14 protein-coding genes and 1 riboswitch are annotated in these 12,759 nt (G+C 36.1%); of the genes, 9 read left to right on the top strand and 5 right to left on the bottom strand.

The window, feature by feature from the left end:
• Positions 1-57: 57 nt before the first annotated feature.
• Positions 58-936: a DMT family transporter gene (locus tag MHH88_RS06615; protein ID WP_339261959.1), complete on the bottom strand. Its 879-nt coding sequence runs from the start codon at positions 934-936 to the stop codon at positions 58-60.
• A gap of 436 nt (positions 937-1,372) precedes the next feature.
• Between MHH88_RS06615 and MHH88_RS06620 the strand changes: the two genes are divergently transcribed.
• Both MHH88_RS06620 and MHH88_RS06625 read left to right on the top strand, forming a co-directional pair.
• Positions 1,373-1,699 (top strand): hypothetical protein, encoded by a 327-nt coding sequence (locus MHH88_RS06620; RefSeq protein ID WP_339261961.1) that lies wholly within the window; start codon positions 1,373-1,375, stop codon positions 1,697-1,699.
• 25 nt (positions 1,700-1,724) lie between these two features.
• On the top strand, positions 1,725-2,060 hold the full coding sequence (locus tag MHH88_RS06625; RefSeq protein ID WP_339261962.1) for an ASCH domain-containing protein: 336 nt from the start codon (positions 1,725-1,727) through the stop codon (positions 2,058-2,060).
• 229 nt (positions 2,061-2,289) lie between these two features.
• Here MHH88_RS06625 and MHH88_RS06630 read toward each other — a convergent pair whose 3' ends face one another.
• Complete coding sequence (locus MHH88_RS06630; protein ID WP_339261964.1) at positions 2,290-3,969, bottom strand: methyl-accepting chemotaxis protein; 1,680 nt, start codon at positions 3,967-3,969, stop codon at positions 2,290-2,292.
• Positions 3,970-4,436: 467 nt separating this feature from the next.
• Here MHH88_RS06630 and MHH88_RS06635 point away from each other — a divergent pair, with 467 nt between their 5' ends.
• From MHH88_RS06635 to MHH88_RS06665, 7 genes are all read left to right on the top strand, one after another.
• Positions 4,437-5,300 (top strand): aminoglycoside phosphotransferase family protein, encoded by an 864-nt coding sequence (locus MHH88_RS06635; protein WP_339261966.1) that lies wholly within the window; start codon positions 4,437-4,439, stop codon positions 5,298-5,300.
• A 77-nt stretch (positions 5,301-5,377) separates the two neighbouring features.
• Positions 5,378-5,527: a hypothetical protein gene (locus tag MHH88_RS06640; protein WP_339261968.1), complete on the top strand. Its 150-nt coding sequence runs from the start codon at positions 5,378-5,380 to the stop codon at positions 5,525-5,527.
• A 77-nt stretch (positions 5,528-5,604) separates the two neighbouring features.
• Complete coding sequence (locus MHH88_RS06645) at positions 5,605-6,399, top strand: GNAT family N-acetyltransferase (protein WP_339261970.1); 795 nt, start codon at positions 5,605-5,607, stop codon at positions 6,397-6,399.
• A 72-nt stretch (positions 6,400-6,471) separates the two neighbouring features.
• Positions 6,472-6,912, top strand: a complete 441-nt coding sequence (locus MHH88_RS06650; RefSeq protein ID WP_069512035.1) for a cell wall hydrolase — start codon at positions 6,472-6,474, stop codon at positions 6,910-6,912.
• 481 nt (positions 6,913-7,393) lie between these two features.
• Complete coding sequence (locus tag MHH88_RS06655) at positions 7,394-8,545, top strand: substrate-binding domain-containing protein (protein WP_339261972.1); 1,152 nt, start codon at positions 7,394-7,396, stop codon at positions 8,543-8,545.
• A 32-nt stretch (positions 8,546-8,577) separates the two neighbouring features.
• Positions 8,578-8,675, top strand: a riboswitch (guanidine-I (ykkC/yxkD leader).
• Between the two features lie 61 nt (positions 8,676-8,736).
• Entirely contained in the window at positions 8,737-9,078 is a 342-nt protein-coding gene (locus MHH88_RS06660) for a multidrug efflux SMR transporter (protein ID WP_025218951.1), read from the top strand.
• Complete coding sequence (locus tag MHH88_RS06665) at positions 9,078-9,392, top strand: multidrug efflux SMR transporter (protein ID WP_339261975.1); 315 nt, start codon at positions 9,078-9,080, stop codon at positions 9,390-9,392. The genes MHH88_RS06660 and MHH88_RS06665 overlap by 1 nt, the downstream gene beginning before the upstream one ends.
• 144 nt (positions 9,393-9,536) lie before the next feature.
• On the opposite strand, the gene MHH88_RS06670 is transcribed toward MHH88_RS06665, so the two are convergent.
• The 3 genes from MHH88_RS06670 to MHH88_RS06680 form a co-directional block, all read right to left on the bottom strand.
• On the bottom strand, positions 9,537-10,409 hold the full coding sequence (locus MHH88_RS06670; protein WP_339261977.1) for a glycine betaine ABC transporter substrate-binding protein: 873 nt from the start codon (positions 10,407-10,409) through the stop codon (positions 9,537-9,539).
• A gap of 85 nt (positions 10,410-10,494) precedes the next feature.
• On the bottom strand, positions 10,495-11,349 hold the full coding sequence (locus MHH88_RS06675; RefSeq protein ID WP_024361426.1) for a proline/glycine betaine ABC transporter permease: 855 nt from the start codon (positions 11,347-11,349) through the stop codon (positions 10,495-10,497).
• Positions 11,342-12,541, bottom strand: a complete 1,200-nt coding sequence (locus MHH88_RS06680; protein ID WP_024361425.1) for a glycine betaine/L-proline ABC transporter ATP-binding protein — start codon at positions 12,539-12,541, stop codon at positions 11,342-11,344. The genes MHH88_RS06675 and MHH88_RS06680 overlap by 8 nt, the downstream gene beginning before the upstream one ends.
• Between the last annotated feature and the right edge of the window lie 218 nt (positions 12,542-12,759).

Genomic DNA, 12,759 nt, shown 5'->3' on the forward strand with positions numbered 1-12,759 from the left:
ATCAAGTTATTTCATCAAAACAGTGGGAAATCAATACTTCCCACTGTCTTCCTTCATTTAGTGTTTTATAAATTTCAGTGATTTCGTTTTTATTTCACTAACAAAAGTTGAGGCTAGTAGTAATATACCCCCAAGTATTTGAAGCATTGTCATGTGCTCTTGTAGAATAAAAGCAGAAATCAAGATGGCTACAAAGGGATCAACATAGCTGAGCATGGCAATACTTTGCCCCTTTAATTTCTCCATACCCGAGAAGAATAGCCAAAATCCAATCCCCGTATTAAAAATCCCTAAAATTAAAATAAAAGGAATGGATGAACCAGATACTTTTACGATATCAAAACCGGACGTTAACAAAACGTAAGGCAAGAGAAATACAGCGGTAGTTCCAAGCTGAATAATCGTCAGTTCCAGTTTTTCTATATCCTGAATGAGTTTATTTAATAACAATAATATAGCGTAAAAAGCGGCGGCAATTAATCCATAAAAAAGTCCAAGAAGATCATCAGTTTTTGATGCACTTAGACCTTCACCGACAATACATACTAAACCGGTAATCGCAACCAGAACGCAAACAATTTTTTTACAAGACAATGGTTCTTTCAGTACGTATGGAGAAAGAAGCATGACAAACACGGGTGCAAAATAATAGCCAAGAGTTGCATTGGCGATTGTCGTATAGTCGTAGGATTGGTAAAGGAATATCCAATTTCCCCCCAAGGCAATACTAGAAAATATTAAAATGACAGCATTCGCTTTTACCAACTGCCATGCTATTTTTTTCTTCATAATTAATAAGACGATTGTTAAAAACAAGCATCCAATAAAACTGCTTAGTAAAGCTCTTTCGCTCGAAGATAGGTCAATATTTCGTACTACTAAACCAATTGTAGCGAAAATGACCATGGATAAAATAAACTGAATGTTTGATTTCATTGTATACTCCTTCGAATCTGCGAAACAGCTTATATCTCGCAGATTCTTAATCTGTTTTGTATATAAGCTTATTCGGAGTATACGGTGGTGGCGGTGATGTTGAAAGTGGCTTCCAAAGGCAAATATTTAGAGCGGCTAATGACATAAAAGTTCCTCCCGTTTCATAAAAAATATATTTTACTTATTATACCATTAGGAATCTTCGAAAAGTGAAGTGGATTTTTTGGGAGACAAAAGGGGGACTTAATAATGAAATATGCAAAAAGAGAAAGTCAGAGGAAATGATTCTTATTGGGAAGTCACATACTCACGGTATGAATGGTTGTTAGAAATTGTAGCTCATATTTATCATCATAGAGGGCAATTACATGCTATGCTGTGCATAGTTATGGCATAGATTTAAAAGGGTCATTATTTGAATAGTAGAGGTGAGTAAATGTATTGGGAAACTCTTCTAAATTGGGTGTGGATTATTTATTACACATTTATATTAGCAACATTGGGTGCTTCAATATTAAGTATTATCCGAAAGAAGAACATCATTTTATCGATTATTTCAGCAGTACTGACAATCACTATTCCGATTATTAGTATTATAAATAGTATTGGGAGAGAGAAAGGCGTGGATGAATTTGAACATTTAATTGCCCACTTACAACAAGGATCACCTTGGTCAATTTATGCAGTTACGGGATTCTTTTATTTAGTTGTTTGGTGGGCTATCTTTCTAATCAAAAGAAAAAAGAAGGAAGTCTCTTATTGAATTCGCGGAGGGAGGTGCAGTTCAAGTGTTACATCACATGGGCATATATGATGAATATTTCATATCGATAAAAGAAGGGAAAAAGACAATAGAGGTTCGATTAAATGATGACAAGAGAAGGAAAATCAAAGTCGGAGACACTGTTGAATTTATTAGGATTCCAGAAAAAAATGAAACATTTAGGGTGCAAGTAACAAAGTTGAGAAAATACGATACTTTTGAAGCAATGTATAATGATATTCCTTTTAAAGAGTTTGATTGTGAAGGTTGGACAATGAAAGAAATGTTAGACAGTACATATGAAATTTACACGCCAGAACAAGAAATAAAATGGGGAACAATAGCGATTACAATAAGATGAGAGGTAACTAAGGTGTGTGTGGTTAACTATGGATAAATTTAGAAACTTTGTTATATGTAGAAACGTATAGATGTTAAATACAAAAGTTAATGGGAGGTGGATAAAATGAAACTGCGAATCGCTACTAAGTCCCAAGAAATCGCCACAAAAACAGTGAGAATCGCCATACGTTTATACTAAACTAAAAAAGATGTGTACTGTAATGACTTCAGTACACATCTTATCCCCATTAGACTGTAAACTTTTTGGTGATGTTGTTTAATTGTTCTGATTGGTCAGCTAGCATTTGAGCGCTTGCTAATATTTGTTCCATTAGAGTGGCTATTTCTTCAGTCGAAGCAGTTGTTTCTTCTACACCAGCAGCAGATTCTTCTGACACACTTGCGATAGAAGCAACGGACATGTTTAGTATTTGCCCTTTATCTACAAAACTTTCAAGTTCATTCGAAATAAATCCAACTTTTGTTGACATGTTTTCAATCAGCTCCGCAATTAAATTAAACGTTTTTGCGGTTTCTTTTATTTGGGATGTTCCGTTTTGGATCGTTTTATAGCCGAATGCTAATGATGATGCAACTTCGGCAGATTCTAGTTGCACATCGTTAACAATACTTGTAATGTCATTAACACTAAATTTTACTTCTTCAGCAAGCTTTCTTACTTCGTCTGCAACTACAGCAAAGCCTTTTCCATGTTCACCTGCTCTTGCAGCTTCGATTGCGGCATTTAGCGCTAATAAATTGGTTTGTTCTGAAATACTCGTAATAACAGAGATGATGTCATTAATTTTGGCCGTTTTTTGATCTAATGCTTTCACCTTCGTAACGGAATCTTCCACTAAATCTTCTATATTATGCATATTACTCTCGGATATTGACATCAGTTTATTGCCACTCATCGTAGCTGTTTTAACTTTTTCAGTAAGGGTTCTTACTTGTATCCCTTCTTCATTTGATAATTTAATTTTTTCTATAAAGTCGGAAAGTGTTTCACCGAGATTGGCACAATTTTGCGCTTGTTCTTGAGAACCTGAAGCTAATGCCTCCATGGTGATCGCAATTTGTAAGCTACCTTCTTTCACTTCATTTGCAGAAGCGGAAAGACCTTTACTTTGCTCTTTTACATTGTCACTTGCGTTAATAATATTCGTAACAACATTTTTCAAATTGGTATTCATTGTATTTGTAGCTTGAATTAATTGGGCTGTTTCATCTTTCGCCTTCGTGACCAAATTGGTAGTTTGTAAGTTTCCGTCCGCAATTTGCAACATACGGTCAACAACCTTTTTAATTGGCGTTGAAATAATTCTCGCAGTTACTATTGCTAAAATAATGGCAACCATAATGATAATAATAGACATCATTAAACTGGCATTTTTAATGCTTGTTCCTGTATCCATTACATCATTTCCTTCTTTAAGAATGATGTTTTCTCTTTTATCAGCGATCTCTTTAAAACCAGACATCAAGTCCCTGCCTAGGGGCTGCACTTTATTGGCCAAAATAGCAAGTGCTTGTTCCTTATTACCATTATCAAACTCAACAAACACTTCTTCTGTAATTGTTTTACGCCATTCTATACTTTTATCAACAAGTTGCTTTGCTTCCTCGGAATTTGTTTCTTGAAGGACTTGATCTTGTAATTCCTTACTTTCCTCCGTATATTCAAGAAATGCTTCTTTATAGGAAGGGTCATTATACAATATGTATCCACGTGCTAACGCAATTCGTTCGGCAATATTAAAGGCTAATTCTTCGTCAGCAAGTAACAATGGTAAATCTTCTTTTATTATAGCTTCAGTATCGTGATTGAACTTCACGACGGACTTAAAGTTATATATGCATAAAGCTGTAATTAATAGGACGATAATTAAAAATACGCCTAATAATTTATGTTTAATGCTTTTCACTAAGGTTTCCTCTTTTCTAGATAAAAAAATGAATGTAATATGAATGGCGCAATTATGTATTTTATTAGGTAATTTTTGCCACGAAATTAATTTTATAGAATAGTTATTAATTCGTCAATAAGATGATTAAGAAAACATTAACTACCTAAATAAATTTTTTTATTATAACAATAGATATAACTTTAGGCTCTTTGTACTGTAGGAGCATACAATTGTTTGTTTACGTACGTTAAAAATAATCAAGACATTTTTAGTTGAAATGCAATATGGAAATAAAGAAATTCCTTTAACTTAAAACTATTCTACGCAATGTTTTTTGTGTAGGAATATTGCAGTTTATGTTCTCGCCTTTAAGGCATTTGCATAATCGTAAAATATTTTAGATAATAGAAATAAGTAAAAATTTACCACAGATGCAAGTGGTGAACGATTCAACAATGAAATTCGCAGAACGGAGGTTCGTATGGATGGTAAATCGTGTTCTTAAACATTTTGGATTGGATGCTGTATCCGTAAGTGAGGTGGAAGATTCCAATAGTTCAACAGTTGTTAAATGTGCATTAGGTAATGGGGAAAATGTTTTTGTGAAGATACCTTTTTCAAAATTAAAATATCAACGAGAGTTAGAAGCGTATGAGCTATTAAAAGGAAGGGTAGCTATACCAAACATGCTGGATTGTTGGGATGGTGATGAAGCCTGTACAGGAGCATTTTTATTATCGGAATTAAAAGGTAAACCGTTAACATTTGAAGCTCCACCAACAGTAGCTTATCAAGTAGGGGTCTTGCACGCATCCATCCATTCCGTCCAACCTCCTGCTTTGCACAAATTAATCGGCATTGATAATGAGTTTGCTAGTTGGTCTAATTTTGTGGAACGCCAGTTTTATAGTTTTGCAGAAGATGTTAAAGATGTGGTAGATGTTTGTTTATACAATCAAGCCATGGCTCATTTTGAAAAAATGAAACAACAGCTCCCATCGCCTGATGGACCAAGTTTGATCCATATGGATTTTCGGCCAGCGAATATTATTGTGGATGCTAATAAAGTATTAGGTACAATCGATTTTGAATCTGTACGATTTGGTTCCACCGAAATAGATTTTACAAAGCTATATCGAGATTTTTTAAGTCTGGATATTACATTATTTCAAGCCTATCAAGAAGGATACAACAGTATTAGGCCGTTAATCGACTTAGACGTGGTATTGCCTTTTTATCGATTTACAGATGCTTTCAATAGTATTGGATGGTGTAAACGCCGTGGACTTGAGAAAAATGCTGTGTTTTTGGAACGAAATTTAGTTATTTTGGAAAAATTATTAAAATAAAGTATTGTATACAAGAAGATACGGAGACTTTCGACTTACTTCCAATACTAAGTGTAGACAAGTAAGGGGATGATGCAATGCAAATTGGACGTGAGTATTATCAAATGCAAGATAGTTATTTCTTGATTATTCATCCAATAGTATACGTTGTAATAGGCGTTTTAGCGTTTATTGGCATAACATTTTGTTTTGTCTGGAAAAGAAAAAAGCGTAGCCATGTAAAATAACGGAGCTAATATTTCTTATTAATTTTAGGAGATGTACGGCTACTCGAAATGAAGATGAAATAAAGAGGTATAGCCATATGATTATAGTATCAAAAGACCATTATCAGTTGATAAAAACGAAACTTAATGAAGCACCTACGTTTGTATTTAGCATATTGGATTCTATGATTAAAGGATCAGTTTATGCAGATACTGTTGATTACAAAACATTGCTTATCGCAACGGATTCAGGATTATATTATGTTGCCGGTCAGGTATCAGATGAACGATTCCTTCAGCACATCGTAAAAATTTTTGATGCATCTGTAGATCAAGGAAAACGATTTACATTATTTTCACCTAGTGCAGCGTGGGATTGTGCCATTGAAAAATATTTGAAGCAGCAGGTAGGGAAAATCCAGCGTTATGCTTTTTCATTTGATGTCCAGACGTATAAAAAAAGAACAAGCAGTAATAAAAATGAGTATGACGTAGCCAAAATTGGGCAGTTGGAAATCCTACATTGTTTGGAGTTTGACAGCAACTATTACGATACATATTGGGATTCCACGAATAATTTTATCCAAAATGGAATAGGGTTTTGTGTCAAGGATAATGCGCAAGTTATTAGCGAAAGTGTATCAATTTTTAAATCTACAAAATTTGCTGAAATAGATATTGTGACAGATTCCAATTATAGAGGAAAAGGATTAGCAAGTATTGTGGCAGAACAATTTATTGATTATTGTCTAGCCGCTCATATTCAACCTCGTTGGGACTGTGATGTTGATAATCGAGCTTCAATTAATTTAGGGACTAAATTGGGCTTTATAAATCCGCAACCATATAGCGTGTACTTTAAAATTAGACAGAATGCTAACGGTCAGTCTTAAAAGTATTTTTCTTCGTCTACATCTGACACATTTATCGTTTTGTAGTCATACACTAACTTTGGGGTGAATGAATTGCCAAGAGTAAAATACCGTGATGCAGACATTGACTTAATGGCGCGGATGATGAGAGCAGAAGCTGAAGGTGAAGGTAAACAAGGGATGTTGTATGTTGGCAATGTAATTGTCAATCGGCTAGTTTCAAATTGTTTAGACTTTAAAGATTTAAGATCAATTGAAGATGTTATTTACCAAGTCCAAGGCGGAAATTATTCATTTGAAGCAGTTCAAAAAGGAAATATGTTCTATCAAAGAGCAAGAGAAACGGAGAAAAGATTAGCTAAACAAAATTTGGATTATTGGCGAGAGCACCCAGGAAAATATGCACTCTGGTACTTTAATCCATACGCGCCGTGCCCACCAACATGGTACGGTCAACCATTTGCTGGACAATTTAAAAATCATTGTTTTTATGAACCAGCACCTGACACATGTGATGGGGTTTATATTGGATAGGCAGTGCAGTTGCTATAATAACAATTAGAGGCTGGGACAAAAGAGAAGAAGTGTTAGATTGATGGCAGTCAATCTAACACTTTTTTGCTGCGCCGTTATTGTCCGCTTCGGCGGTGCTTTCCGAGGGCACACACGTAAGCCGAAAACCTTCGCTAACCCGCAGAATGCCAGCGTCTTACGATGTGTGCGTTCTGAGCAGGAGTCACCGCCTCCGCTACCAACAACTAGCGAACCTTTCTAATTTTTTATTTATTGCAAAAGCAAGAATAGCTAAGTGTGGTAGTTTTCCATATAGCAAAAATTTATGAACACCTTTGTTCTGTTCCTTAAATTTTTTTAGTTATGTCCCATCCTTTTTTATATGCTTCAATTTTTATGGTCTGTTACCAATATTTTCATAACTAATAGTTGCGTTTTAAAAGGAAATCTTATAAGGTAAATAGTAGTGGTGTAAATTTACACTTTTAAGAATAAGGAGGTAATGACAATGAGGGTTATACAATCGATACTAGTGTTTATAGTTTTGTTATTTTTTACAGGAATAATTGCTTTGACTTTAGTACTAAATGGGGATATCCATTATTTAAATCTCCTCTTTGTGTTATCAATTAGCCTCTTTTTATTTATTACGTGTATGATTTTTGACTGGTTTACGACAAGAAAGCGCAAAACATTGTTCGCGACGATTATTGGAGGGGCTCTACTTATTGCTTCTGTAGCACCGATTCAGTACCATTATAAAATGAGTATGGCTACTGTTGATGCTGAAATCGATGTGTCTGTCTACGAACCTTTTGCAGCGCACAATAAGGTTGTGAAGAATAGTCAGGACGCTTCCTTACACTTGGAAGAGCCACTTCCGCGTATAGATGGAGCAACGGCGATGTATCCATTATATGCGGCCTTTGTAGAGGCGACCTATCCGAACAAAAGCTATCCGTACTATGATAGCGAGGTGAAAGTAAGTCGAACGCCCGAGGCTTATCAAAATTTAATTGCTGGTGATGTAGATGTGATTTTTGCCGCAGCGCCATCAGATTCACAACTAAAAGTCGCGGAAATAAATGGGCTGACATTTGATATGACCCCAATTGGGCGTGAGGCTTTTGTTTTTTTTGTGCATCATAAAAATCGCGTTAAAAATCTTTCGCTTGAACAGCTGAAGCAAATTTATGCTGGTCAAATTACAAATTGGCACGAAGTTGGTGGCGATAATGACTCCATTCGTGCATTTCAACGACCAGCTGATAGTGGTAGTCAGACGACATTAGAAAAAATTATGGGCGATACACCTATAATGGAAGCACCAGCAGAAAATGTAGCAACTGGCATGGGTGGCATAATCCATGAAGTTTCTCAATATCGCAATTATAAAAATGCAATTGGTTATACGTTTAGATATTACTCGACAGAAATGGTTGGGAATAATGAAATACAATTACTATCCATTGATGGTGTTGAGCCGACAAAGGAAAATATTCGCAATGGTACATATCCACTAATATCCGAATTTTATGCAGTAACTGCTGGGACGGATAATCCAAATGTTAAACAGTTTATTGATTGGATTGTGTCGCCTGAAGGACAGGCATTAGTTGAAAAGGTTGGTTATGTGCCAGTTGAAAATGATTAGCTTATTGGCTATAATAATGGTAACAATTCGATATGATAGTTTTCTAGGGTTCCGTAGCGCTAGCTAGTCTGGTCCGAGAGAAAACCACAAAATGTATTTTGTGACACGGAAGGATAAAAGCCTGGGAGATACTGTTGAAAAACAGTGTTTCTGTAGGCTTTTTTTATTTGTCGAAAATGGAGGGATTTAAAATGAACAAACAATGGATTAGTGTCTTTGTAGCGGCTTTTTTTGAAGTTGGCTGGGTTATTGGCTTAAAGCATGCGAATAGTACACTAGAATGGCTAGGAACAGCAATTGCTATTTTTATTAGTTTCTATTTATTAATTAAGGCTGGAGAGCGTTTACCTGTTGGCACGGTTTATGCAGTGTTTGTAGGTTTGGGGACGGCAGGTACGGTATGTGCGGATAGTCTGCTGTTTGGAGAGCCGTGGAAACTAGCAAAAATTTTGTGTATTGTCGTTTTACTCGCAGGTGTTGTAGGCTTGAAGCTTGTGACGGGTGAGCCAAAAGAGAAAGAGGTGAAGGGATAATGGCGTGGGTCGCATTAGTCATCGCTGGACTTTGTGAAATGATGGGTGTTTTTATGATTAGTAAGTACAATGAAGTGAAAAGTATAAAAAACCTAGTCTTATTAATTGCCGTATTTACAGTGAGTTTTTTAGGGCTTGCCTATGCTATGGAAACCTTGCCGATGGGAACAGCCTATGCCATTTGGACGGGAATTGGGGCAGCAGGGGGAGCGCTATTAGGTATGTTGTTTTTTAATGAATCGAAAGATTGGCGAAGGATTGTCTGTATTGTGCTCGTTTTAGGCGCTGCGATTTTTTTAAAATTGTTATCTTAAGTAGTAGTGCCAGTCACCCAAACAATTTTCAAACAATTTCATTGTAAAGTAAAAATCCACCTAGACTCCTGCTGGAATGTGCCAGCAGAGAGCAAGGTGGATTTTTTAGCCCTTAAAGAACTGTATGCAGCGTTCTTCTTTTAATTATTTTTTTACATCTTTCGTCCATTCAGCAACTTTATCTGGGTTATCTTTAATCCATTGTTTTGCTGCATCTTTGGGGTCATCACCATTTAAAATATTTAGCATAACAGACTCTAAATCTTCTGATGTCCAGTGGAAGTTATCTAATACAGTATAAACATCGGGCTGGTCTTCTTTTAAACCTTTACGAACAAATGTATTAATCGTTTCTTCTCCACCATAAACACCTTTTGGATCTTCTAAATACTTCAGATCATATTTGGCAAATTTCCAGTGAGGTGACCAACCTGTAACGATAATTTCTTCTTTATTTTTAATTGCTTTCGATAGTGCCGTTGTCATCGCACCTGAAGATGAAGTTAAGAAGTTCCAATCAGAAAGATTATCATATTCTTCTAACGCTTTTTCAGTTGCTGCCGTAATTCCAGCACCTGGCTCGATACCTGTAATCGTATGGTCTGCTTCATTTGTTAAATCTTCAATAGAATTAGCATCCATGTAACTTGGTACGACTAAACCAATTTTCGCACCTGCTAAGTTTTCGCCAAGTTCATCTAAGTCACTTTTATATTTTTCATATTGTGATCCATGTGTATGTGGTAACCATGCAGCGACCATGCCATCTGCTTCCCCTTTAGAAACAGCTTCCCACATAATAGCGTTATCAAGTGGGGTTAAAGTAACATCATACCCTAAATCTTCTAAAACTTGACCGACAACGTTTGTCGAAGCGATTTCAGTATCCCATTCAACGTAGGCTAAATTAACATCTTTTGCATCTTCTTTTTTAGTCGAATCCCCCTCGTTACATGCGGCTAGTAAAAAGCTTAGCCCTAAAGCCATTCCTAATTTTGATAATGTTTTGAGTTTCATTCAAATCTTCCTTTCTACTCTACGTTTTTAGCATTTTAGTTGCATAATGCGATTGTAACTTGCTGATAAATGCCTAAATGCTCTATTACAGCTCTTTTTTTCGATTAAAGCTTTGAGTTAAGCGATCGATAATAATCGCGAAAATCACGAGTCCTAAACCAGCAACAAATCCATTACCGACCTGTGTACGTTGCAATGCTGTTAATACTTCACGACCAAGTCCTGGTGCCCCAATCATCGACGCGATAACAACCATTGATAGAGATAACATAACCGTTTGGTTAATACCGGCCATAATGGTTGATTTGGCAAGTGGAATTTCTACTTTAAATAATTTTTGTGCTGCGGTACTGCCGTATGAATCAGCGGCTTCTACTAATTCTTTTGGTACTTGTCTAATTCCTAAATTCGTCATACGTACAGTAGGGGGCAATGCAAAAATAACGGATGCAAATACACCAGGTACAATGCCAATGCCGAAAAAGGCAACTGCGGGGATTAAATATACGAAGCCAGGCATCGTTTGCATAAAGTCAAGAATTGGTTTAATAATATTTTCAGCAACGCTTGACTTGGACATTAAAATACCAAGAGGGATACCGATGATGATAGAAATGATACTAGAGAATAATACGAGTGTTGTCGTTTCCATCAAGTGATCCCATAAACCTTGATTGTAAATAAATAACAGACCTATTAGTGTAAAGCTTGCAAGCCCCAATTTTTTGCCTACAGCGAAAAATGCTAAAATCACGACAAGTAAAATAAGAATAATAGCGGGAATGCTAATTAATAAATCCGTGACCTGGTTCATGAGTAGTTTTCCGTATTTTTGTATCACATCGAAGAATGCTGAAAAATTACTCGTCAACCAGTCCATGGCTGATTCTACCCATGGGGCAAGTGGTAAGGTTGGAATATTGTCTAAAAAATTATTCATGTGTTACGTCCTCCTCAGTGCATGTTGAAAGTGCTTCGATAACCACGCCACGGATAAGCACACCGAGTAAACGTTCGTCTTTCACAACTGCAATAGGAGTAGGGGAGTTATGAATCATGCCTAAAATATCCTGTAAAAGCATATCTGGAGGAACGGTTAACATTTCGGATTGAACAATCGAATGTACTGTTTGTTCCTGTTTTTTAGCGGCCGCTAGTGCATCATCAGCAGTTATAAATCCTTTCAAATGTCTGTTTTTGTCAACAGCAATTAGTAAACTAACAGCTTCTTGACGCATTCTTTTCAGTGCAACTGTAGGTCCATCAAGGTCAACGTTGACATATACTGGTCGAACCATTACGTTTTCAGCTGTTAATACTTTAGAGCGATCGACATCTTCAACAAATGTTTTTACATATTCATTTGCTGGATTCGTTAAAATTTCTTCACCAGTTCCGATTTGAATGATAGAACCATCTTTCATAATGGCAATACGATCACCAATACGAAGTGCCTCATTTAAATCATGTGTAATAAATAAAATTGTTTTTTTCAACGTACGCTGTAAATCTAGTAATTCATCTTGCATTTCTTTTCGAATTAAAGGATCGAGAGCGGAAAATGCTTCATCCATCAATAAAATTTCTGGATCGTTTGCGAGTGCGCGTGCTAAACCAACACGTTGTTGCATCCCGCCTGATAATTGGTTTGGATACTGGTCTTTATAGGCAAGTAAGCCTGCGTTTGCTAAAGCCTGTTCTGCTTTAGCTTTGCGCTCTTCTTTAGAGATACCTCGTATTTCAAGACCATACTCGGTATTTTGTAGAAGTGTACGGTGAGGGAATAAACCGAAGTTTTGAAAAACCATACTCATTTTGCTTCTTCTAGCGGTTCGTAAGCTTTCTTTTCCCATTTTAGAAATATTTTCGCCATCAATATAAATATTGCCACTCGTTGGTTCGATAAGACGATTCAACAGTCGAATAAGCGTTGATTTCCCGCTACCAGACAAACCCATAATAACGAAAATTTCTCCTTCATTGACGGTAAAGCTAGCATCATAAACACCAACCGTTGCACCTGTTTCTTTTAAAATATCTGTCTTGCTTTTTTGTTGTTTGACGAGTTCTAAAGCTTGAGGAATATGCTTACCAAAAACTTTAGAAACATGTTCTACTTTTATTTTTTCCATAGAACCGCTCCTTTCAAAAACTAATCCCACTTACAAATATACAGTGAGATACAACCTCAATTAGTAGAGTGAGAATGTAGTTACTTTAAAAACAAATCCGTGGGCGAATTGTTTTATTTTAAACTATTTGAGGATAATGAAAACCAAAAATGAACAAGTAACAACTTAACGTTAACAAAGAGTTGTTACTTTTGTCAAATTGATAAATGAGAAAAAAT

Origin of the sequence: Lysinibacillus sp. FSL K6-3209 (assembly GCF_037976175.1) — a bacterium.
In the GTDB taxonomy this organism is placed as follows: domain Bacteria; phylum Bacillota; class Bacilli; order Bacillales_A; family Planococcaceae; genus Lysinibacillus; species Lysinibacillus sphaericus_D.